Source organism: Acinetobacter sp. TAC-1 (assembly GCF_029025845.1).
In the GTDB taxonomy this organism is placed as follows: Bacteria; Pseudomonadota; Gammaproteobacteria; order Pseudomonadales; family Moraxellaceae; genus Acinetobacter; species Acinetobacter guillouiae.
In genome coordinates this window covers 322,032-346,931 of the sequence record NZ_CP118892.1, presented here as the reverse complement: position 1 = coordinate 346,931, position 24,900 = coordinate 322,032, and the positions used below count along the sequence as shown (strand labels likewise).

General features: G+C 39.9%; 18 protein-coding genes. 11 read left to right on the top strand and 7 right to left on the bottom strand.

Annotated features, from left to right (window positions below):
* Window positions 1-80: 80 nt before the first annotated feature.
* Complete coding sequence (gene hisIE / locus PYV58_RS01575; RefSeq protein ID WP_034615017.1) at window positions 81-866, top strand: bifunctional phosphoribosyl-AMP cyclohydrolase/phosphoribosyl-ATP diphosphatase HisIE; 786 nt, start codon at window positions 81-83, stop codon at window positions 864-866.
* Between the two features lie 58 nt (window positions 867-924).
* Here hisIE and PYV58_RS01570 read toward each other — a convergent pair whose 3' ends face one another.
* Window positions 925-3,111: an alkaline phosphatase PhoX gene (locus PYV58_RS01570; protein ID WP_034615020.1), complete on the bottom strand. Its 2,187-nt coding sequence runs from the start codon at window positions 3,109-3,111 to the stop codon at window positions 925-927.
* Between the two features lie 261 nt (window positions 3,112-3,372).
* Here PYV58_RS01570 and PYV58_RS01565 point away from each other — a divergent pair, with 261 nt between their 5' ends.
* From PYV58_RS01565 to PYV58_RS01525, 9 genes are all read left to right on the top strand, one after another.
* On the top strand, window positions 3,373-4,866 hold the full coding sequence (locus PYV58_RS01565; protein WP_004725463.1) for a UvrD-helicase domain-containing protein: 1,494 nt from the start codon (window positions 3,373-3,375) through the stop codon (window positions 4,864-4,866).
* 91 nt (window positions 4,867-4,957) lie between these two features.
* On the top strand, window positions 4,958-6,331 hold the full coding sequence (locus PYV58_RS01560) for an AAA family ATPase (protein WP_034615023.1): 1,374 nt from the start codon (window positions 4,958-4,960) through the stop codon (window positions 6,329-6,331).
* Window positions 6,332-6,781: 450 nt separating this feature from the next.
* Window positions 6,782-9,619 carry a monovalent cation/H+ antiporter subunit A gene (locus PYV58_RS01555; protein ID WP_034615026.1) on the top strand — a complete coding sequence of 946 codons (2,838 nt, stop codon included), beginning with the start codon at window positions 6,782-6,784 and terminating at the stop codon, window positions 9,617-9,619.
* A 3-nt stretch (window positions 9,620-9,622) separates the two neighbouring features.
* On the top strand, window positions 9,623-9,988 hold the full coding sequence (locus tag PYV58_RS01550; protein WP_004725457.1) for a Na+/H+ antiporter subunit C: 366 nt from the start codon (window positions 9,623-9,625) through the stop codon (window positions 9,986-9,988).
* On the top strand, window positions 9,988-11,790 hold the full coding sequence (locus PYV58_RS01545) for a monovalent cation/H+ antiporter subunit D (protein WP_034615029.1): 1,803 nt from the start codon (window positions 9,988-9,990) through the stop codon (window positions 11,788-11,790). Before PYV58_RS01550 ends, PYV58_RS01545 begins: the two co-directional genes overlap by 1 nt.
* The gene (locus PYV58_RS01540; protein ID WP_034615032.1) at window positions 11,791-12,312 is read left to right on the top strand and encodes a Na+/H+ antiporter subunit E; all 522 of its coding nucleotides are present in this window, start codon (window positions 11,791-11,793) and stop codon (window positions 12,310-12,312) included. It abuts the gene before it with no gap.
* On the top strand, window positions 12,309-12,584 hold the full coding sequence (locus PYV58_RS01535) for a monovalent cation/H+ antiporter subunit F (RefSeq protein ID WP_004816687.1): 276 nt from the start codon (window positions 12,309-12,311) through the stop codon (window positions 12,582-12,584). The genes PYV58_RS01540 and PYV58_RS01535 overlap by 4 nt, the downstream gene beginning before the upstream one ends.
* A 23-nt stretch (window positions 12,585-12,607) precedes the next feature.
* A complete protein-coding gene (locus tag PYV58_RS01530; RefSeq protein ID WP_034615073.1) occupies window positions 12,608-12,988 on the top strand; it encodes a Na+/H+ antiporter subunit G in 381 nt (126 codons plus the stop codon).
* 311 nt (window positions 12,989-13,299) lie between these two features.
* Window positions 13,300-13,926 carry a riboflavin synthase gene (locus PYV58_RS01525; protein ID WP_034615035.1) on the top strand — a complete coding sequence of 209 codons (627 nt, stop codon included), beginning with the start codon at window positions 13,300-13,302 and terminating at the stop codon, window positions 13,924-13,926.
* A 44-nt stretch (window positions 13,927-13,970) separates the two neighbouring features.
* Here the strand turns inward: PYV58_RS01525 and PYV58_RS01520 are convergent, their stop codons facing one another.
* Window positions 13,971-14,861 carry a metal-dependent hydrolase gene (locus tag PYV58_RS01520; RefSeq protein ID WP_004725446.1) on the bottom strand — a complete coding sequence of 297 codons (891 nt, stop codon included), beginning with the start codon at window positions 14,859-14,861 and terminating at the stop codon, window positions 13,971-13,973.
* Window positions 14,862-15,434: 573 nt separating this feature from the next.
* Complete coding sequence (locus tag PYV58_RS01515; RefSeq protein ID WP_034615039.1) at window positions 15,435-15,788, bottom strand: helix-turn-helix domain-containing protein; 354 nt, start codon at window positions 15,786-15,788, stop codon at window positions 15,435-15,437.
* Between the two features lie 90 nt (window positions 15,789-15,878).
* On the opposite strand from PYV58_RS01515, the gene PYV58_RS01510 reads away from it, so the two are divergent.
* A complete protein-coding gene (locus PYV58_RS01510; protein WP_034615042.1) occupies window positions 15,879-16,427 on the top strand; it encodes an NAD(P)H-dependent oxidoreductase in 549 nt (182 codons plus the stop codon).
* 74 nt (window positions 16,428-16,501) lie between these two features.
* Here the strand turns inward: PYV58_RS01510 and PYV58_RS01505 are convergent, their stop codons facing one another.
* The 4 genes from PYV58_RS01505 to aroB form a co-directional block, all read right to left on the bottom strand.
* Window positions 16,502-17,923 (bottom strand): FAD-dependent oxidoreductase, encoded by a 1,422-nt coding sequence (locus tag PYV58_RS01505; RefSeq protein WP_004725441.1) that lies wholly within the window; start codon window positions 17,921-17,923, stop codon window positions 16,502-16,504.
* Between the two features lie 90 nt (window positions 17,924-18,013).
* Window positions 18,014-22,489, bottom strand: coding sequence for a glutamate synthase large subunit (gene gltB, locus PYV58_RS01500; protein ID WP_171077786.1), 4,476 nt, complete (start codon window positions 22,487-22,489; stop codon window positions 18,014-18,016).
* 425 nt (window positions 22,490-22,914) lie between these two features.
* Window positions 22,915-23,778 (bottom strand): hypothetical protein, encoded by an 864-nt coding sequence (locus tag PYV58_RS01495; protein WP_004816673.1) that lies wholly within the window; start codon window positions 23,776-23,778, stop codon window positions 22,915-22,917.
* Window positions 23,779-23,794: 16 nt separating this feature from the next.
* Window positions 23,795-24,874: a 3-dehydroquinate synthase gene (gene aroB / locus PYV58_RS01490; protein ID WP_034615047.1), complete on the bottom strand. Its 1,080-nt coding sequence runs from the start codon at window positions 24,872-24,874 to the stop codon at window positions 23,795-23,797.
* Window positions 24,875-24,900: the final 26 nt, after the last annotated feature.

The window sequence follows — 24,900 nt, the reverse complement described above, 5'->3', positions numbered from 1 at the left end:
AATGCTGGAAATAACGTACACTATACAACCGCTACCATGTCAACGTAGCGCTCTTTCTTTTTATAACTTGGTGAAATCCTATGAACAATCTGCAATGGCTCGATGAAGTAAAATTTAACGAACAAGGACTTATTCCTGCTATTGCACAGCATCATCAAACTGGACGTATTTTGATGGTGGCATGGATGAACCGTGAAGCATTACAACTGACTGCTGAAAAAATGCAGGGCGTTTATTTTTCTCGTTCACGAAATAAATTATGGTTTAAAGGCGAAGAGTCTGGCCATTTTCAAACCGTTTATGAAATCCGTTTAGACTGTGATGCAGATGTCATCGTCTTACAAATTGAACAGCATGGTGGAATCGCCTGCCATACAGGTCGAGAGTCTTGCTTCTATCGCAAGCTCACTGCAACGGGTTGGGAAATTGTCGATGCACAATTAAAAGATCCAAATGCAATATACGGTGAAAAACCTTCATCGAATTCGCATACTATTGCCATGAATAGCTCCAATGCGCAGGCTGAACAAGTCGAAGTCTTGGGTTATTTAGGCAAAATGATGGCTGAACGTAAAGCAGCTGATCCAGATTCTTCTTATGTGGCAAAGCTTTACCATAAAGGTTTAAATAAAATCTTAGAGAAAATTGGTGAAGAAAGTATTGAAACCATCATTGCTGCTAAAGATTTTAAATCTGAAGCGTGTGAAGATCATAAAAATGATCTGATTTATGAAGTTGCAGATCTATGGTTCCATACCATTGTGATGCTTGGTTATTTTGAGTTGGACGTGCAATTGGTACTCAACGAGCTTGCACGCCGTCAAGGGCTTTCTGGCTTAGTTGAAAAAGCCAATCGAGATCATTAATTTGGCATTTATAAAAAAAGCAGCGAAATATCGCTGCTTTTTTTATTCAAAATCGAAATTAAGAAGATTTTTTCTCAACCGAAGGTGCAATTGGGTCTGCCGTAATATAACCAACAGCCGCTGCGAACTTGTTGTTATAGTTGGTGTTAATCGCTGCATCAAGTTGAGCAAGCATGTCTTTACTTAAACCGTTACGTGAACCATCTTCATTATCTTTATAGAAGCGATACCATTCATCACCTGGATGCTGGAAGTTGCTCATGATATATGTCCAACCATTTACTTCATCAACAGCATGTAAACCTGTTGATTCCGCGCCTGCTGGTGCAGATAAAACACGATCCAATTTCTTCGTATCTACATTATAAGCCCACAAGTAATTATTCAAATGATTACCTGAGTCTTCACCAATAAATAACACGCGTAACTTTTCAGAGAACTTCAAGTTATCAGGACTAGCAATTTGTGATGGATCTGCAGTATTCCCGAAACTATCAAAACTGATGTCTTTTCCTTTAAGCAATACGCTTGATTCACTTGGAACCCATTCACTATTAATTGCTACATTTGTGCTGTCGATTTGTCCGCCAGACAATTTATGCTCTAAAATACCACCAGCGGTAATTTTAGGAAACTTCACATTGTGCTCAGCAAGATAACCACTACCGCCTTCAACCATTGAGTCAACAATGTTTGCTAAAGCAGAGTAAGCTTTTTTATCTGTGGTATTTACTGTTGTTCCTTCATTTTTCGTCAATGCCATCGATGCACCAACAAAAGCAGCATAGCGATGTGTTTCAAGGAATGCTGCTGCAAGTTTAGTTTTATCAGAGTTATCTTTCAATTTCAGATAAACACCTGTTTTACTTAAATAAGTAAATTTAAAACCTTGAGCTTCCAATTCTGCTTTTTGGTTGGTCTGTTGCGTTTTCAAACGAGCTTTTGCTGCATCTGCCAATAATTTTTGGTCAGCAGTTGGTTTTGAAGCATCAATCGCTTGTTTTTCATCAGCCGTAGCATCTGTTGGATATTTTGCAATCTGTAATTTTGAATCAAAAATATCAGTGGATTTAATACCACTTTTAATCAAGTTTTCAATCTCTGCACTGGTTGCGTGACCGAGTTTAATCCAAGAAATTTTACCCGATGTTGTATCGGTTAATTGCGTTGTGTATTTTGCAACATACAGTGTTCCCGCAGATAAATCTTTTTCCTTATCTGCAACAAACATAAACAAACCACCATTGGTATAGTCATCACCCATAAGTACTGTACGATTATCCGCAAATACTTGTACCAACTCATGTGAAATACGACCTAGGCAGTAATGCTTTTTCACTAAACCTGTACCATCAGCTTTTACTGTAATTTCAGGCAAATGCCCATAGTTATATGGATTTGCAGAGGTCTCATCACCATATATATTTTTACTGAATGCTTTAAGTGTCGCTGCTGATTGACCTAATCCCTGATTAAATGCATCTGGCTCGTATTCTTCACTTGAAAGATGTGTTCCCCAAGGTGATAAACTCGCACCACACGTAATCCATAGACCATGTGCACTAGACGTATCTACATTGTGGTATTTAATTAAAGTTAAATGACCTGTTTTAGGATCTTGATCTAGAGTAAGGACTGCAATTGGTGATGACAACTTACCGTAAGTATCTCCGCCTGCTTGATCTTTAGTAAGGTATTCAAATTGAACCACATGGAATACTGGATTTCCTGTTACACCCAAAGCTTTTTTATCGGCATCGGTAAAGTCTTTGCCAGTTGCTTGTTTAAAACTGATTAGAGAACTACCATCTGGACAGTCAGAGAAAAATTGGCGCTCTTTGCCTGCTACAGATCTATCGATAATAGGTTGGTTTTTAATATCATAATAACCACCTGCTATAACTTTACCACCTTTACCATCTGGAACTTCAGTACCTGTTAAGAAGAATGGCTTATATCCCAGTTGATAAGTAGTTGAGCTACCATCATCCCAATTAATCGAAAGTTTTGAAGTACATGTTGTAGTAGCCATTGCTGCAACAACTGTCGGTGCATCCATTGGTATAAATGTTGCAGATTTTAATTTAGCTGGATTGATCGGTGGTTTAACTGCAGTATTTTTATCATCATCATTACAACCTGCAAGTGTGGCTGAAGTTGCCATTGCCCCAAGTGGAAGAAATGGAATGCTGGCTAACCAAGTAAGCACTTCACGGCGTGTATGTCGGCTGGCTGAATTTGTCATAACTTTATCCGAATATGTTTTAGAATTTTCCCGTGCTCAGTTTAGAAAGCAGTTATGACAATCTAGTTTCACTTTTAAGTCATTTTAAAGACAAAAGCCCCAATACCTCATATTATGATAAAAATGATCAGGATACGCTCCACAGATTCTTAGCACAGTCGTTTAAATAACATCTTGTTAGATTTCACCCTAGTGCTGAGCAATTTTTGCTATACTCTTTCCCATATTGAATTTTCAAGCTAATAAGATTTTATAAATACTGTGCCTTATTCTTTTACACCCACATCTGAGCAAAGCTTTGCAATCGCAGAAGCGAAAAAAGGACAATCATTTAAAGTGATTGCCTATGCTGGCACAGGTAAAACCACGACTTTGCAGTTAATCAGTGATGCGATGACGGAGCGCCGTGGGATGTATTTGGCCTTTAATAAGGCAATTGCCACAGAAGCACAGAATAAATTTCATCAAAATGTAGATTGTCGCACCTTCCACTCTTTGGCGTTTCGTAGTGTCTCACGTGGAGTAACCGATAAATTACGTCTGCCGCGTTTAAGTCCCAGTTTTATTGCCAAAGAATATCGTCTCGAACCCATCACGCTTCGACGTTTAATGGGCGGGCGTTATGAAAAATATGTGCTAATGCCCAGCCGTTTGGCAAGTTTAGTTGCCAATGCTGTAAGTTATTTCTGCTCGACCAGCTCACAATACCCAGCACCACGTCATATCCAAGCACCAAGTTGGCTGCATGCAGATGATATCGAGTCTTTACAAAAACACCTTTACCCTGCTGTAGAAAGACGTTGGTTAGAATCGATTGATACCAATCATCAAGCAGGCATAGGGCATGATATTTATTTAAAACTCTGGGCATTATCAGATCCATTTATTCCAGCAGATTATGTGCTCTTTGATGAAGCACAAGATGCTGATCCATTAATGCTTGGTATTTTATTGCGTCAGCGTAATACCCAAGTGATTTATGTGGGTGATGCACATCAACAAATTTATGCATGGCGTGGTGCGGTCAATGCCATGCAACAAATGCCACTCCCTGAATCTCGTTTAACCACTTCATTCCGTTTTGGTGATGCGATTGCAGATGTGGCCAATCATTTGCTCGGTGCATTGGATGAAACTGTGCCTTTATTGGGCAATCCTGAAATGAAATCGAGTGTGGTCAATAAACCACATACTAAAATGCGTGATGCGATTTTATGTCGCACCAATGCACGTGCGATGGAGTTGCTTCTTTCTGGTCTCGTACAAGGCGATAAGGTTGGACTACAAGCCGATCATGCAAAACTCAATCGTTTTGTTGATGCGGCAAGTTTGCTTAAACAAGGTAAACGTGTTGTGGATGTGCCTGAACTGGCTTGGTTTAACTCTTGGCATGATGTACATGAATACTGTGAAACCAATGACGGTAGTGATATCAAACCCTTAGTCAAATTGGTTGACGATCACGGTACGGAACCGCTCAAAAAAGCACTTGCTAAAATAACCCCAATAGAGCAAGCTGATTATGTGATTTCAACTGCACATAAGGCCAAAGGGCTAGAATGGAATCGTGTCCATATCGAAGATGATTACCAATTTAAAATAAACGGTTTAGAACATAAAATCAGCGATGAAGAATTAAGACTGTTATATGTCGCCTGTACACGGGCAAAGGTCAGCTTAAATATTCATCACATCTATGATCTCGTGCAACAATTGAAAGTAAAAGCGCCATTTAAAAATAAAGCAACAGCATAAGGGTTTTGAGCAGTTCATCTGTATTAGCGAAAAAATCGCAAGGTGAAAATATCAACAGCTTTTATGCTGTCCGTAAATTTTCAGGTATCCTATGAAACTAGCAGCAATTCATTTTCGCCATACATACCATTTTGCTGATTTAAAAATCGACTTTAATTATAAAAACAAACCAATCAGTTTAATTGTTGGCGAACAAGCCAGTGGAAAAACGGCAATTATTAAAAATATTTACCAAGCTTTGACTTGGTTTCCTGCACGTCTAAAAGATTTGCGCACACCTGGTGTGGTGATGCTCGACCAAGACATTATGTTAGATCGAGTGCAATCTAAAATAGATGTTAAAATCAAATTCCCAATAGAGTTTGGTCAACTCGCAGAAAGCACTGCAACAGCAGAACAAGATCCGCAAACTTGTCATTGGCAATTATATAAAACCTTAAATAGTTCTGGTGTTGGTCTGAGTAAAGTTGACTTAGTACAACTCGAACAATTGGTAGAACGTTATAATCTAGTGCTCAAAAAAGATCCTGTTCAAGGCTTACCTTTAATTGCCTACTACCCTGCTGAACGATTTGTAAATGAAGTGAATATTCTCAATAAAAATAATCCCATTATTTTACAAGCGCACAATGCCTATGAGTTAGTACCGATTCCATATACCACCTTTGCACGATTTTTCGAATGGTTTCGCGAAATCAGTGATATCGAAAATGCACAAATCGCGCAACTTTTTCAAAGTGTTTTAGCGCAAAAAGAATCTTCAAATCAAAGTGATGAGGATTTTCAAAGTATTTTATTTCAAGCCCGTGCTCAGTTACATGCACCCAGCTTAAAAGCCTTAAAGCAAAGCTTGAGTATTGTCCTTCCTGAAGTCACAGATCTCTATTTAGAGTATCAGCCCAAATTACAACTGATGGTCACTTATAAAAATCAAAGCCTAACTTACTCACAACTGTCGAATACGGTTAAAAATTGGCTGGCCTTAGTCGGTGATTTAGTGCGTCGTATGTGCATACTCAATCCTTTAAGTCTTTATCCTTGTGAAGAAGGTGAAGGCATCTTACTGATTGATCAAATTGATGTTGATTTAGACCAATTTGGCCTTCAGTTAATTCTCGATCGTTTAAATCAAGCCTTTCCTCGTTTACAGATCATTGCTACAGCCAGTCATGAAGAGCTGCTTGAGCAAGCTGACGAATATCAATGTTTTAAACTGGACAATAAAAAGCTTTATGAAATTCAGAACAATAAAGTATGGCAAGAATACCAAGATATTTATGCAAACTTGCTCAAAGAAGTTCCCAAAAGCGCTGAACAGGATTTGCTTGAACCCGAACCCAATCTACCAGTAAATGTTCAACAGCTTTTTGAGCAGTTTAAACACCTGAGTGAAGAACAAAAGACCGAATTAAAACGTTTAATGCAGTCTGGTGATGACCAAACGTCACATAAGTTCTTATTATAGAAATACCTCAGCCTACACCCGTCAATAGCAGACAGTGAATGATCATCAATCGTATGACACTGTCTTTTATACTCCATTCTCAAATCATGAATATATTCACGTTCATATTCATTGTTCTATAAAATTCCAAACACACTAGATTGATGGTTACCGCATGATTTTCAAGCAGCAAAAAGTTACATGAAGCGTATAATTACAAATGTTTGCGTAAAAAACGACAAAATAAATTGATGTTATTCTACTCATGTAATAAGATGAAAAAATCAATTTAAATTAGATTTTTCAATGCAAATTGATTTTCTAATCGCTTTCTCAAGTTGCGCAACACAACTCATTTTTTAATTACTAATTTAATTCGGCTTTCAAGATTTAAGTTATTGGACTGTTCCTTGCATTCCTCAAATCCTTGAAAGATAAGATTCACATAGGTTTCACGACCTATTCACGACAATGGATACGCGTGTGCTTCCGATTATTATTCTTTTACCATTAATACTTGGCACTATCGTTGTTCTGTGGCTGAAGCAATTCTCTCGCGGGGTAACAGCCTTAGGGGCAATCGGGGTCAGTTTAAGCAGTTTTATCCTGCTGCTGACTCAAGCGAAAACAGTATTAAGTGGACAAGCCGTTTTAGAGCAGTGGCAATGGCTACCTCAAATTGGTATTGATTTTAGTTTCCGATTAGATGCTTTAAGTTTAATTTTTTCATTGCTGATCACGGGGATCGGCACACTGATTTATATCTATGCCTATTATTATCTAAACCCGAAAAATTCTCTGAGTAAGCTCTATGCATTGTTGATGCTGTTTATGGCCGCAATGTTGGGCATTTCTTTGTCGAATAACTTAATTATTTTATTGGTTTTTTGGGAACTAACCAGTATTTCATCATTCTTGTTAGTAGGCTATTGGAGTAACTACGACGCCGCGCAACGTGGTGCACGGATGGCGCTGACCATCACTGGTATGGGTGGCTTAGCCATGCTGGGTGGCTTTATTCTGATTGGTCAAATCGCAGGAACCTATCAAATTGACCAACTCACCATGATGGCGAGTACAATTCAAAATAGTGGTTTATTTGTTCCCGCTTTATTGTTGATTTTATTGGGTGCGTTTACCAAAAGTGCGCAATTCCCCTTCCATTTCTGGCTACCCAATGCCATGGCAGCACCAACCCCTGTCTCAGCCTATCTGCATTCAGCAACCATGGTAAAAGCAGGGATTTTTCTGGTTGCACGCTTACTGCCAATCTTTGTTGGCTCGGCACTGTTCCATAATCTTGTCACCACAATTGGTCTGCTGACCTTATGTATGGCAGCATTTTTTGCCATCTTTAAAGAAGATTTAAAAGGCTTACTGGCTTATTCAACCATCAGTCATTTAGGCTTGATCATGTGCCTTTTGGGTATAGGCTCACCTTTAGCCGTGGCTGCTGCAGTTTTCCATATTATCAATCATGCAACCTTTAAAGCGGCATTATTTATGCTCGCTGGGATTATTGACCATGAATCTGGTACACGGGATTTAAGAAAGTTAAGTGGGCTTTGGCAACTTCTTCCATTTACAGCAACATTAACCATGATTACCGCTGCAAGTATGGCGGGTGTACCTTTGACCAATGGCTTTATCTCAAAAGAAATGTTTTTTACTGAGCTATTGGCAAACTTATCTGGTGGCTATGTTGTGTTGGCAGCAATTGTTGCGACATTGGCAGGTTTATTTGCGGTCGCTTACTCAGTTCGTCTGGTACATGGTGTATTTTTTGATGGTGATGTGGGGCGTGATGTTCCCAATAAAAATGCCCATGAGCCGCCAATCGGTATGCGAATTCCAGCAATCATATTGGCAACTTTATGTATTTTAGTGGGGATCATTCCTGCACTGTTGGTTGAAAACATTGTCAATGCCGGAACACGCGCATCAACACAAATTGCCAGTTTTGAAGGGGTTCATTTAGCCATCTGGCATGGTTTTAATTTACCGTTACTGATGAGTGCAATTGCCTTAATTGGTGGTGTGATTTTTTATTTCGCATTGGCCAAAGGCGGGCGAATTCGTGAAATTGATCTTGATCCACACTTAGGTCGTTTCCAAGGCAAATTATTATTTGAAGATTTCCTTAAAAATCTCCTGCTGATTTCACGCAAAATTAAGAAAAAAACTGAAACTGGCTCATTACAAAATTATTTATTGTGGATTTTGGCCTTAAGTATTGCCGTGGTTGCCACACCATTGATCAACCAAAATTTAACCACAGGAACACGGGAACTCACACATGCACCCTTTACTGCAATCGTGTTATGGCTGTTATTGTTCTCCGCCTGCTGGATGATGCTGTGGTTCCACCATGAACGTATCAAAGCAGTTCTGATTAGTGGTGCAATTGGTTTGGTCGTGACAATGATTTTCATCACGCTCTCTGCGCCAGACTTAGCACTGACACAAATTACTGTGGATGTTGTCACAACAGTTCTATTGTTGATGAGTTTATCACTGCTTCCTCAATTAACCCCTTATGAGTCCAGCCAAACCCGTCGTTGGCGTGATGCAGTCATTGCAATTGGTGGCGGTATTGGTATTGGTTGGATTACCTGGTTGATCATGACACGTGATCATAATTCGATTTCATGGTTCTTTGTTCAGCAGTCAATTCCGTTAGGCGGTGGCTCAAACATCGTCAATGTCATTCTGGTTGATTTCCGTGGTTTCGATACTTTTGGTGAAATTGCCGTATTGGGCATTGCAGCCATTGGTGCGCTGTGCATGATGGATGGGATGCGTGCACATGGCACCACGATCACTCAAGGTCTGAGCTATCGTTTCAATCCATCGCCGCTGATGTTCCGTATGACGGCTTCATGGGTACTGCCGATCGCACTTGTGGTAAGTCTGTATATTTTCCTACGAGGACATAATTATCCAGGTGGTGGCTTTATTGCAGGCTTAATTACTTCTATGGCATTGGTGATTCAATATATCGCGATTGGACAAGATCAGGCTGAAAAAATGCTGCGTGCTCAATCTGGTCGTTTATATGAAATTTGGATTGGTTTAGGGCTGATCATTGCTGGGCTTTCAGGTCTTGCTTCATGGTTCTGGGCACGTCCATTTCTCACCAGTGCACATGTTTATGTGGAATCAGGATTGTTTGGCAAATTTCATCTGGCCTCTGCTGCAGGATTTGACCTTGGCGTATACGTCACGGTTGTTGGTGCAGCAATGTTACTCATTTCTGTTTTAGGCGACTCTAGACATTCAAGCATGTCTGGTCCAGTACCCAAGGAGTAATGCATGATCAGTTTAGAATTTTTAATTGCATCTGCGATTGGATTATTGGTTGCCTCAGGAATTTATCTGATTCTTCGTGCACGTACCTTTCCAGTCGTTCTTGGATTAGCCATGATTGGCTATGCAGTCAATATCTTCCTGTTTTCGATGGGAAGAATACAAATCAGTTCACCTGCGATTTTAACCCAAGCCAGCAAAGTCACTGACCCTTTGCCTCAAGCTTTAGTGCTAACCGCAATTGTCATTGGCTTTGCAACGACTGCTTTTATCGTTCAATTGGCATTACGCAGTCGTTATGAGTCTGGGACAGACCATGTAGACACCAAAGAGGAACCGAGTAATTTTGACCCACGTGAGGATGAGCCATAATGACCAGCTTTTTAGATTTTTGGTATGCTCATTCTCCAATCCTGAGTATTTTAATTCCTGCATTTACAGGCTTTATGCTGATTTTATTAGGCAATCCTGGTTCAGGCGCTTTAAAACATGATTGGCGACAACCTTGGCGCCGTGGTATTAGCTTAATCTCGGTTATGCTTGGACTCGCCACTGCGACTGCTTACCTGATTCAAGCCAATACCGGGAAAATCTTTGTTTATCAACTTGCTGAATGGTCTGCACCATTTGGGATTGTCTTGGTACTGGATCGTTTATCCGCATTAATGCTGGTTCTCACCTACACACTTGCCGCGCCTGTATTGTGGTTTGCCAGCAAAGAATGGGATGAACGTGGGCGTTATTTTCATGCCATGTTCCATCTTCTTTTAATGGGTCTGACTGGTGCATTCTTAACAGGTGACTTATTTAACCTGTTTGTATTCTTTGAAATATTACTGATGGCATCTTATGTCTTGCTGTTACATGGTCAAGGCAAAGCCCGTTTCCAATTAGGTATTCACTACGTCACCATCAACTTACTGGCTTCTGCTCTATTCCTCATCGGTTTAGGTATGATTTATGGCAGTGTGGGCAGTTTGAATATGGCCGATGTCGGTCGTTTATTACCGACCTTGGAACATGATCAACATCGTCTTGCTATAGCAGGTGGTTTGCTTCTATTTGTTGTATTTGGCATCAAAGCAGCCATGTTACCTGTGGGTTTCTGGTTGCCAAAAACCTATGCTGTTGCCGCGACACCTGTTGCTGCTATTTTCACTATCATGACCAAAGTGGGTGTGTATGCAATTTTACGGGTCAATGGTACTGTCTTTAATGATCAGCTTGGACAAACGATCTTTAGCAACTACTTATTGCCAATTGGTTTAATCACATCATTATATGGTGTGATCGGTGCACTCGCAGCTGAACGCTTACGCCGCTTTGTTGGCTTTATGGTGTTATCCTCAGTCGGAACGATTTTAGTTGCCATTGCCATGTTTAACACACCGGCATGGGCTGCTGGGTTGTATTACCTTGTTCACAGTACCATCATTGCCGCTTCGTTCTATTTGCTCTGTGGTTGGATTACTTCACAGCGTGGTGCAATGAAAGATCATCTCAAAGTCGCACCAAAGATGAAGCAAGACAAAGTCATTGCCATGACGTTCTTTCTTATCGCTTTGATGATGGCAGGTTTGCCGCCATTTAGTGGTTTTTTAGGCAAAGTCTTAATCTTACAGGCAACTGCAAACTTGGCTGCACAAGGCTGGATTATTGCGATTATCTTGATTGTAAGTTTTTTAAGTATTCTGGCATTTACACGGGTCGGATTTATCCTGTTTTGGCGAGCGACGACACCTGAGGACAACCCGAAAGAAGAGGCTTATACAGCCTATCAAGACTTACCCGAGCAAGCTCCTGCACGCAATGACAAAAGCGTTTACCTGCTATTGGCAGGACTGATTGTCTATGTCGTTTGTGCTGCTCCAATTTTAAATTATGTTGAAAAAACTGCGCTGCAAGTTTCTGATGCATCACTTTATCAACAGCGTATTTTAAAATTGGATGGGCATGGTGAAACCATCAGTGTACAACCTTTCGATCCGCACTATGTACCTGAAACAAAATATAATGGTGAAATGGTTGATCCAAATGCACACTATATTCCCTATATCATTAGCCCAGAAACCCTAAAAGGTGAACATATCTCTGAATTTAAGCAACGCCAAATTCAGGGGCAAGAACAGCAACAACATGTTGAAAATGCTCAACTCAAGCCAATGGAGCAATAAATGCAAAATAAATCATTATTCGCTCGTATTTTACCGCATCCTTTTGTGTCGGTGATTGTGGCAATGAGTTGGCTGATGTTGAACCATAGTGCTGAAAGCTTTGATTTTGTTGTGGCAATCAGTTTGGGATTAATCATTCCTAAACTGATTCAACCCTTTATCATTCATACGCCCAATATTCATTGGAAAAGCGCCATTCAATTATTTTTTGTGGTGCTATGGGACATCGTCGTCAGTAATATTAAAGTTGCTAAACAAGTCTTAGGCCCAACCAAAAATCTCACCCCGAAATGGTTTCGAGTTCCTTTGGAAACCGACCATGAACATGTCAATACGTTATTGGCGATGATCATTACCACCACACCAGGTACAGTCAGTGCTGGGATTGATCAAGAACGTGGTGATATTTTGGTTCATGCACTAAGTTGTGATGATGTAGACGCAGAAATTCAAGCGATTAAAGCCCGCTATGAAGTTCCTTTAATCGAAATCTTTGACCTGCAACGAGGAGCACGTTCATGAGTATTTTACCTTATGCACTTGGTATTTGCCTGCTCGCAGTGACCATCTCCATGTTGTTATGTTTGGTTCGTTTGGTGATGGGCCCTTCTATCGTAGATCGATTATTGGCACTGGATACATTGTTTTTAAATGCAACCTGCTTAGTTGTCATTCTTGGCATTTATTGGGCAAGTACCTCAATGTTTGAAGGCGCATTATTGGTTGCAATGCTGGGCTTTGTTTCAACTGCTGCACTGGCTCGTTATTTTACAACGGGTCATGTGGTTGATTAAGGAGAAAGTACATGGAAAATAATATGCAAATAGTCATGGAAATCATCGTTTCATTCTTCTTGATTGTTGGTGCGTTTTTTACTTTGGTGGGTGGCATAGGTATGGTCAAATTACCAGACTTATTTATGCGTCTACATGCACCAACAAAATCCAGTACCTTGGGTTTAGGCAGCTTTTTAATCGCGGGAATGATTTACGCAGCATTTAACAGTCGTTTAGGTTTTGCAGAGTTATTGATCACACTGCTTGCCTTTATTACAGCCCCAGTATCAGCAAACTTGATTGCTCAGGCAGCAATTCATTTACGTCTGCGTTCAACCTCTGGTGATGTACCTGAAGCAATTAATCGTCCTTTACCATGGCAACGTCAAAAGATCATAAAACAGTTTAAAGATAAGATTTGATTCATTTTCTGACTAATTGTTGATTGGTTGGTTGGCTAAATTAAATTGGACTGAGTGTAAATGCATATTGACTTAGTCCGATTTAAGCCACAACCAAGTTTAGATCGTCTGAAATACATTATCATCAAACTATATAAAATTTTCTCTATAAAATAAGCCTGTGCAATTCTTACTGCTATATTCATTCTCTTTTAAAAAGTCATCTAAGTATGATGTTAGGCTCTTCTATACAACATAAATCTAAAATTCAGCCCTAGTCCTCTTCAATGAAATCTGTACAATAAAAATCAGCTAAATAAAAGAGATCAGCGATGTATACAGGTATCGTTCAAGGCTTAGAAAAAGTTGTAAACATCCAACAAGGTGATAATTTTACAACCCTTTATATTTCCAATGAAAATGGCTTTTTAAATGATGTTTTTATTGGTGCCAGTGTTGCGATCGATGGTACATGCCTAACCGCAACAAGTTTTGATGCTGTTGCAAATACAGCCTCATTTGATGTTTCCGCACTAACCACGTCTCTCACCACATTACAATTTTTAAAAATTGGTGATGAAGTCAATATCGAAAGATCTATCAAAGCTGGTATGGAAAACGGTGGGCATAATATTTTTGGGCATATCGAAGGTATGGCAACCATTAAAAATGTGGTTCATACCGGTGAAACACTACACATTGATATCGTTATTCCAGATGACAATATCAAATACTTCTTTAAAAAAGGCTTTATTGGACTGCAAGGTTGCAGCTTGACGGTCAATCGCGTGGATCGGAAAACCAATGAAATTTCAGTGGATTTAATCCCAGAAACCTTACGTTTGACGACATTTAAACATGTCCAAATTGGTGGCAAACTCAATTATGAAATTGACCAAATGACCCGCACTATGGTCGATACTTTAGAAAGTATTCATCAACGTCAGCTAGAAAACTAAAAGAGCCAATCTTATAAATTGACGCTTTGATCTAAAGCATTGTCTTAACTATATAACGGCAGATGAACTTCTTCTTGGAAACTTTCCATTCCATAATCATCTGCCAGCTTTTCTTTCCAGTACGCCACAATCTTCGAATAATCAATTTCATCCGGATGAAAGTCTGATTTGTAATAAGATAAATATTCAGGAATCAATGAAATCAACATTTTAGAAATCATATATACCCCAAAGATATTTTGCGGCACTTTAGGTAAACTTTTTCTCCAATCTTGCATAAACAAACGGGTAGCCGAATAAAACGTTAAACTTGCAAAACCCGTAGTCACATTACGCATCACTGTACGACGCGTACGATCATCTTTATAAATCGCCTGATATACATCAAATGCCACTGCACGATGCTCAATTTCTTCGATTGCATGCCATACCCAAAGTTTAACCGCATCATCATCCAGAGTGCTTAAAACTTCAGGATGACGAAGAATATAGCCACCCAATAATGCAGTAAAATGCTCAAAAGCTGCGGTAACTGCAAGTTGTAATTTTGGATGTACACTTTTAATCAGTGCATCTCGACGTGCTAACCATGCTTGAAAACTGTCTAAGTTATAATCATCACGGCGCCATGCATCATTGAATTCAGTATGGGCTTTGGAGTGCATGGCCTCTTGACCAATAAATGCTGCAATTTGCGCTTGCAATTTTTCATCCGTGATTTTGTCACGTACATTACGCACACTATGTACAAAGAACTGCTCACCAATCGGAAATGTTGAAGAAAGCGCAGTCAATAAATGTGACATCACAGGAGAATTGGCAAAAAAATGTCTGCGAATTGCTTTTGGGTTAAAGCTTGGTTTACGGACTTTGATACCAATAGCTTTAGGACGATTTAAATATGATTTTTCTGCCGTCGCTTGAACTGTTGACATAAGGATAATCCTACATTTGTCTGAATTTAAGCTATATTGGCACAATCTCAATATTTGTATATTGCAGAATCATCCACACAGTTGACCTAAAATATCATTTTCAAAAAAACACATGGCTCAATTGAAAACCTAAAAAAATTAAAAATATAAATTATTGATATAATTATATTTATTAAAAATAAATATATTTCTTATCTTCACAAAAAAGTGCTTTATCGTTTACACAAAGCCTAAAATTGAGATTTATAAGCATGCTTTTATTGACTCAAATGACATTTTTCGATCAGGTTTAGTTGTGTTTTAATTTTTAAAACAATCACATAGGATCCATTCAAAATTAGAACTCAATGTATCAATATTTATGCTTGCAACGTCATATAAACATTCAACAAAAAAGCATGTGTTTTATAGAACCCAAACAAATATGATTCGTCTAGTAACTTTTTTGTATTAAAAAAACAAACTATTGCTTTAGTGTAATTGGCAAATTTTATTGCTAAATTGCACTTTTCGTCGCTTTTCCATAGCCGATTTAAGCCTTAAAACTGCTTCTTTCAACGCCATCACTTTGAATTAGCTTTGCGCTGAAAAGCCATGTGCCCAAGCAGATAAAGCGTCTAATACAGGAATAAATGTTTGACCAAATGCAGTTAATTCATACACCACTTTGACTGGAGGCTTGTCACCAAATACGGTTCTGGAAATAAAACCATTCTTTTCCAATTGCTTGAGTTGCAAACTTAAGGTCATTTCAGTGATATCTGGCATATCACGTTTAAGTTGATTAAAACGTTTTGACTCCTCCTTTAGATAATAAAGAATCACGGTTTTCCATTTCCCACCGATTAAATCCATCACCATACTAATCGGGCAATGATAGGTCTTATCGTGAAAAGTCACTTCACAGGTGTTTTGCTCAGTATTCATTTTTCTGCCAGCTATCAAAATGGATAGTTATTGTACATAAAAACTATAATATTTATATTCACTATAATTTTTATAGTTGGAAAAACCAAGATGGCATTACTGATTTTAGCGCATCCCAGTTTTACTGAATCTGTCGCAAATAAAACCATTGTCGATGAATTATCAAGAACTCAAACTGATTTAGAAATTCGCCATATCCATGATTTATATCCAGATTATCAAGTCGATATTGCTGCAGAACAAAGTGCACTATTAAGACATGAGCTGATCATTTTACAATGTCCTATGTACTGGTTCAGTATACCTGCCATTTTAAAAATTTGGTTTGATCAGGTATTTACCTATCAATTCGCCTATGGTTCCAAAGGAGACAAGCTTAAAAATAAAAAGCTTTTGCTGAGTATGACCATTGGCCAACCTGAGCAGAATTTTAGTACAGAACAACAGCATTCATTATTGGAGGACTTTTTATCTCCAATTCAAAAATCAGCACTTTATACCGGAATGGAATATTTAAAACCCGTGTTCTTATATGATATTTCAACTGTTTTAGGACATACACACGCTGAAATCAGAACTCGAGCAAAACAACATAGCTTGAAGTTAAGTCATTATCTGCAAACGATTGACTCAGATTAATTTTTTGATTTTTTTTACATTAAAAAGCCCGCATGACTGCGGGCTCTTAAATAGATGTTATTTAATGTCTAAAATTAAACATCAAGATAATCCAAAATTCCTTCAGCAGCTTCACGACCTTCCCAGATTGCAGTCACCACCAAATCAGAACCACGTACCATATCTCCGCCCGCAAAGATTTTTGGGTTAGAGGTTTGGAATTTAAATTGTTGTTTTTCAGCAGCAATGACTCGGCCAGAACCATCTAACCCAATATTTGCACCTGCAAACCATTCTGCTGGGCTAGTACGGAAACCAAAAGCCAGCAATACCGCATCTGCGGGTAAAACTTCTTCAGAGCCTGGAATCGGTTCAGGACTACGGCGACCACGGCTATCAGGGTCACCCAGCTGGGTAGTCACAACTTTTACACCCGTCACTTTACCGTTTTCACCAACGATTTCGATTGGCTGACGGTTGAACTGGAAGTCCACCCCTTCCTCACGCGCATTTTTCACTTCACGACGTGAACCTGGCATATTTTCTTCATCACGACGGTAAGCACAAGTTACTGACTCTGCACCCTGACGGATTGAAGTACGGTTACAGTCCATTGCAGTATCACCACCGCCTAAAACGATGACTTTTTTGCCCTGAACGCTGATGTATTCAGATGGATCTTTTTCCCAGCCTTGTGTACGGTTAACATTTGCAATCAAGAAATCTAGTGCATCATAGACACCATCAAAATCTTCACCTGCAAAGCCGCCTTTCATATAGGTATAGGTTCCCATACCCATAAATACAGCATCATAGTCTGCAAGCAATTGATCGATAGTGATATCTGTACCAATTTCAGTATTTAAGCGGAATTCAACACCCATGCCTGTGAAAATTTCACGGCGGCGTTTCATCACATCTTTTTCCATTTTAAATTCTGGAATACCAAATGTAAGCAATCCACCAATTTCAGGACGCTTGTCAAATACAACAGGTTTTACTCCATTACGGACTAAAATATCTGCACAACCTAAACCTGCAGGACCTGCACCAATAATGGCAACTTTTTTGTTGGTCCATTTTACCGATGACATATCTGGACGCCAGCCCAAAGCAAAGGCGGTATCGTTGATATATTTTTCTGCATTACCAATGGTCACAGCACCAAAACCATCATTCAGGGTACAAGCACCCTCACATAAACGGTCTTGTGGACATACCCGACCACACACTTCAGGCAAGGTATTGGTTTGATGGCAAAGCTCAGCCGCTTGGAAAATACGTCCTTCTGCAATCAATTTTAACCAGTTTGGAATATAGTTATGTACGGGACATTTCCATTCACAATATGGGTTACCACAGCCTAAACAACGGTGGGTTTGGTTTGCTGCAACTTCCGCTGTAAAAGGTTTATATATTTCCACAAACTCTGCTTTGCGGACATTAATATCTTTTTTCTCTGGATCTTGGCGTGCTACATCCAGAAATTGAAAGTCATTATTCAGGCGTTCAGCCATGTCTCTCTCCGTGGGTGAGCGTGGATAACTTCATTCGCTTGTGTATATCTGCGAAGTTATCCACACCTACCTAAAATTTGAGTAGTGGAATTATTGTGGATCTGCTTGAGTTGTTTTCAAAAGCGTTTGTAAATTAGCCGCTTTTGGTTTCACCAGCCAGAATTTACGGCTATAGAAATCAAACTCGTTGCGAATCTTGTACGCCCAAGCACTACCTGTTTCAGCAATGTGTTCATCTAAGATACGAAGTAAGAATTCTTGATGTTCTTCCATCGCTTCTGTAGAAATACGGTTTAATTCAATCAATTCGTGGTTGTAGTAATCAACAAAGTCGTTATCTAAGTCAAGTACATAAGCAAAACCACCCGTCATACCTGCACCAAAGTTGTGTCCAACTTTACCCAGTACAGTCACGATACCGCCTGTCATATATTCACAGCAATGGTCGCCAGCACCTTCAATGACCGCAAATGCGCCAGAGTTACGCACAGCAAAACGCTCGCCCGCTGTACCCGCAGCAAATAATTTACCACCTGTCGCACCGTACAAACAGGTATTGCCGATAATTGCCGTTTCTTGAGTTTGGAATGGTGAACCTTTTGGTGGGAAGATCGATACTCGACCACCTGCCATACCTTTACCCACATAGTCGTTTGCATCACCTTCAAGGCTGATATGCAAACCACCCGCATTCCAAACACCCAATGACTGACCCGCAGTTCCTTTTAAATTCACTTTAACAGGATGTGCTTCCATACTGAGGTTGCCATAACGTTTGGCAATTTCACCTGAAAGACGAGCACCAATTGAACGGTCACAGTTACCCACAGTAAAATGGAACTCACCACCGGTACTTGCTTCAATCGCAGGTAACATTTCTGCCACCATTTTCTCAGCAAGAATACCTTTATCAAATGGTTCATTGCCTTGTACTTGGCAATATTGCGCTTTGCCTTCCGCAGATGGATGTGATTCTAACAATGCACTTAAATCTAAATGTGCATGTTTATCCGTTTCACCGGGCAACATCTCAAGTAGATCAGTACGACCAATCAAATCTTTCAATGATGCAACACCTAAAGCAGCCAACCATTCACGTGTTTCTTCCGCAATAAAGTGGAAGAAATTAATCAGCATTTCTGGCTCGCCAATATAATGCTCTTGACGTAAATGATCTTGCTGAGTTGCCACACCTGTTGCACAGTTATTTAAGTGACAAATACGCAAGTATTTACACCCAAGCGCGATCATTGGTGTAGAACCAAAACCAAAGCTCTCCGCACCTAAAATCGCAGCTTTAACCACATCTAAGCCTGTTTTCAAACCACCATCAGTTTGTACACGTACTTTACCACGCAGGTCATTGACACGAAGTGCTTGATGCGCTTCTGAAAGACCCAATTCCCATGGCGAACCCGCATGATGAATAGAGGATAAAGGTGAAGCCGCTGTACCGCCGTCATATCCAGAAATGGTAATGAAATCTGCATAGGCTTTTGCTACACCCGCTGCAATTGTTCCCACCCCAGGCTCTGATACTAGTTTCACAGACACCATGGCTTGTGGATTGACTTGCTTTAAGTCAAAGATGAGCTGTGATAAATCTTCAATAGAATAAATATCATGGTGTGGTGGTGGTGAAATCAAAGTCACCCCTGGAACCGAGTAACGTAAACGCGCAATTAAGCCATTCACTTTACCGCCCGGTAACTGACCGCCTTCACCTGGTTTTGCACCTTGCGCTACTTTGATCTGTAACACTTCAGCAGATGTTAAATATGCAGGTGTTACACCAAAACGACCTGAAGCAATTTGCTTAATTTTAGAGTTACGAATAGTACCATAACGTGCAGGATCTTCACCGCCCTCACCCGAGTTCGAACGACCACCGATCGTATTCATTGCGATCGCAATAGCTTCATGTGCCTCTGGTGACAATGCACCTAAAGACATACCAGCAGAGTCAAAACGCGGCAGAATTTCTTCAACTGATTCAACTACTTCTAATGGAATAGAATGATCAGTTTTGAGTTTTAATAAGTCACGAATCGTCGCAATTGGACGGGTGTTCACCAACTCTGCGTATTCTTTAAAGTCAGCATAATTGCCTGAACGCACTGATTTATGCAACGCATTGATCACATCAGGGTTAAATGCGTGGTATTCCTTATCAAAGACAAACTTGAGCAAACCACCTTGTTCAATTGGCTTACGTGCTTTCCAAGCAATATCTGCTAGTTTTTTTAAGTCATTTTCAAGGTCAATGAATGTTGCACCTTTAATACGGCTTGGCACACCTGTAAAGCACTTACTAACAACTTCTTCAGATAAGCCGACTGCTTCAAATAACTGCCCACCACGATAAGATGCGACTGTTGAAATCCCCATTTTTGAGAGGACTTTGAGTAAACCTTTATCAATACCTTTGCGGAAGTTCGCTTGTGCGTGAATTGGATCACCCAATAATTCGCCTTTTGCAATCAAATCATTGATCACATCATAAGCCAAATAAGGGTAAATCGCAGTTGCACCAAAACCTAAGATCACGGCAAACTGGTGTGCATCACGTGCAAGTGCAGTTTCAACAATGATGTTTGCATCGGTACGTAAACCAGCATTAATCAAGAAGTGATGAATTGCACCCGTCACCATTGCTGCATTTGCAGGTAAAAAGCCTTCACGGATTTTACGATCTGAAATGACCAATAAGGTTTTACCATCACGAATCGCCTGTGCAGCTTCTTCACAAATACGTGAAATCGCGGCTTCAAGACCTTCAGCTACAGGATAATTCAAATCAATATCTGCAATTTCGTAACCTTTACGACCAAGGGTACGAATCTGATGCATTTTAGAGTTTGACAGTACAGGGCTCGATACAATTAAACGATCTGCATGCTCTGGACCTTGTTCAAATACATTTTGCTCACGACCAAAGCAGGTTTCCAATGACATAACGATTGATTCACGTAATGGGTCAATCGGTGGATTGGTCACTTGCGCAAATTGTTGACGGAAATAATCTGTCACATGACGTACTTGACGAGACAATACCGCCATTGGTGTATCATCACCCATTGAACCGACAGCTTCCTGTCCACTTTCAGCGATTGGACGAAGCAGTTGATCACGCTCTTCAAATGTCACCATAAACATTTTTTGAGCCGCTTTAAGGTCATCACCTTTTAAGCCTTGATCACATAAATATTCTTCAAGCTCTGGACTACCTTGTAAGCGAACTGAGTTTTCACGTAACCATTCACGGTAAGGACGCATTTTTTTCAGATGATTGCTCACATCTTTAGTATCGAGCAATTTTCCAGTCAATGTATCAATCACCAGAATTTGACCAGGACCTACACGGCCTTTAGAGATCACATCTTCAGGTTCGTAACCCCACACACCAATTTCTGATGCCAGAGTGATATAACCATTTTTAGTGATCACCCAACGTGCCGGACGTAAGCCATTACGGTCTAACATACAAATTGCATGACGACCATCTTGGATCACCAGACCCGCAGGACCGTCCCAAGCTTCCATATGCTTAGAGTTGAATTCATAAAACGCACGTAAATCAGCATCTAATGTTTCAACGTTTTGCCACGCTGGTGGAACAAGCATGCGTAATGCACGGAATAAATCCATCCCGCCACCAACTAGCAACTCAAGCATATTGTCCATACTTGATGAGTCTGAGCCTGTACGGTTTACAATTGGACTCAGTTCAGTAATACCTGGCAATAATGGATTTTCAAATTTTGGTGTACGTGCCACTGCCCAGTTACGGTTTGCAGTAATGGTGTTAATCTCACCATTATGTGCCAAATAACGGAACGGCTGTGCCAATGGCCAACGGGGTAAAGTATTGGTCGAGAAACGTTGATGGAATACAACAATGTGTGAGTCCAAACGTTCATCAGCAAGGTCTGTATAGAATTCTGCAATATATGCAGGCATCATTAAGCCTTTATAGGTGATCACTGTAGAACACAGTGTAGTCACATAAAAATAGGGATCAGCTATTAATTGTTGTTCTGCACGACGACGTGCCATAAGTAACTTACGGTTAAATTCAACCTCAGTCACACCCATTGGGCAATTGACAAAAATTTGTTCAAATGCAGGTAAAGACTGCATTGCGATTGAACCCAAGGCATCATTATTGGTTGGAACAACACGCCAACCAATCACACGACAGCCTTCTTCTTCAATTTCATGGGTTAGAATTTGCTTTGCATGGGCCGCAAGTGCTGGATCTAAATTTAAAAATATCGTCCCGACCGCAAAAATTTCACTCAGTGTAATGTCACTGATCTTTTTTGCTTCTTCACGGAAGAATGCTTTAGGCATAGCCAAGAGCAAGCCACAACCATCACCGGTCTTACCATCTGCGGCAATACCACCACGGTGCGTCATACAGCTTAGACTATGAATCGCGGTCTTGACTAAATCATGACTCGCATCACCCTGCATATGGGCAATCAAGCCGAAACCACAGTTATCTTTAAACTCATCCGGTTGGTATAAACCTTGAGCGGGAGCTACAGTGTTAGGCGATGGCATGTGCATAGCGTACCCTTCTTTCTACATAGGCCCATGAAAGGGCGAAAAACATTCGAACACTCAATTACGATTTTTAAGTATTTTCTTAGCTCAAGTAAACCACTGAGTCAGAATCGAATACCAGTCTGTTTTTACTTTAATTGCAAGATTGTTTTACAACTTCCGCACTGAAATAAAGCACTCAATCAGACTTAAATCGCACACCAACTGAATCATTTCGCTCCAAAACAGGGACAATCAACTCAATTAGCGCAACAATAAAGCAAAAAATATGCCAAATTTTATTTTTGTTCACCAAATCACTAAAAGATAGTGAAATAAAGATATTCTTTAAAATTCTAAGCGTCTTATAAAGGCATTTATAGCACCATTTTTGTGCAAATATAAAATTAAATAATTAATTCTGCTTCATTTTAGAGCTAATTTTAATTAAATGGATCACTGACTTCATGCTCAGCTGGCTTTTTATCAGCAGTAGCACCGGTTTCTTTATTGTTGCTTGAAGGCTGTGCACGAGATTGTGACTTTTGTACATCTACCACATTGCCAGATGCATCACGACGGGTAATTGTGGTTTTGGTGGTCTGATTTGCAGGAGCTGAACCTGTTAAAGAAGACAAGGCCGATTTTGCTTGAGCCAATAGCGTTTCATCAACTACAGGTAAAGGTGCAGATTTTAATTTTACTTGATAGAGTTTATTTGCACTTGCCATTTCATCTGAGCCCAGATCATTAATTAAAGCACTATATTTTTCAAACTGGATCGCTTGAGGATGAATAGATGCAGGCAATTTTAGATTTAATTGTTGTAACTGGCTCTTGGCCTGATCATCACTTTTAAATAAACCATAGGCTAAAACATATTGCTCAGCTTGATCTTCACCACTTAAACGGAAGTAAATAAAATTTTTACGATCCGCTTGTTTCTGTAAAAAGCCCAAGATGACATCTTCATCTGAGGTCTTAAATAGCTCTATGGTCCAAGCTTTCTTATTTTCTTGAAAAAATTTTGTACCACGAAATTCTGCATCATGGCTACCCGCAGTCACAATACGTGTGGTCATTTCAAGTGGACGTACTTCATCCATCAAAGCGCCTAAATGCGATGTTGCGGCAACTTTTTCAGGTTGAATTTGAACTTGGGACTCTTCAATCGGATTGACTACAGTGACCAGATCTTTGGTGTCGGTCACTGCCCAAAAAATCAGTGCCACCAAAAGACAGATTAATCCACCAACCAACCAAATATATTGTCGAATATTTTGCCAATTTGTACGAATTGCTGCCATTTGGAACTAACCTTTTCTATATCTGATTCGCGAGAATCGCTTGTTTCATCAACTCAACATCAAAATCTTTAGTAATGATGGCTTGGCCGAGTTGTTTTATCAATATTAAACGAAGTTGACCATTTAATACTTTTTTATCATGTGACATATATGCCAAAAATTCATCGAGCGGAATTTTAGGACATGCTACAGGTAATTGGGCACGTTGTATGATTTTTTTTGTACGTTCCAGATCATCGGATGAAATCCATCCCATACGCTGAGACAAATCAGCAGCCATCACCATACCCGTTGCAATTGCTTCCCCATGCAACCACACCCCATAACCGAGATACGATTCAATGGCATGACCAAAAGTATGGCCTAAATTCAATAAAGCACGTTCACCTTGCTCTTTCTCATCATTGGCCACAATTCTTGCTTTATGCGCACAAGAACGATAAACAGCTTCAGCCAATAATTCTGGATTTTGGGCAATCAGCCCATCCATATACTCTTCTAACCATGCTAAAAAGTCTAAATCACCCAGTAACGCATATTTAATCACCTCAGCCAAACCTGCTGAAAGCTCACGTTCAGGCAAGGTTTTAAGTTGTGCCATATCAGCCAAAACCACTTGAGGTTGCTGAAATGCACCAATCATATTCTTGCCTAAAGGGTGATTAATTCCGGTTTTCCCACCAACACTCGAATCCACTTGAGACAATAATGTGGTCGGAACTTGGATGAAATACACGCCTCGCTGGAAACAGGCGGAAGCAAAACCTGCCATGTCACCAATCACTCCACCACCTAAAGCCAAAACCGTACAATCACGATTAAAACCAGCTTGAAGTAAAGCATCAAAAATCAAATTGAGGTGCTGGATATCTTTATATTTCTCACCATCAGGTAAAATACATGTTTTAACCTGCTTACCCAATTGTTGAATCGCCTCAACATAGTGCGACAAATACAAAGGCTGAACTGTGGTATTTGTAACAATCATCACTTGATGTCCCTGAATATAAGGTTCAAGTAATTCTTGAGGATTCAAATGACTACCAATAAAGATTGGATAACGACGTTCACCCAGTTCAACATGTAAAGTTTGCATGATTCTGCCAAATAACAATGAATGAT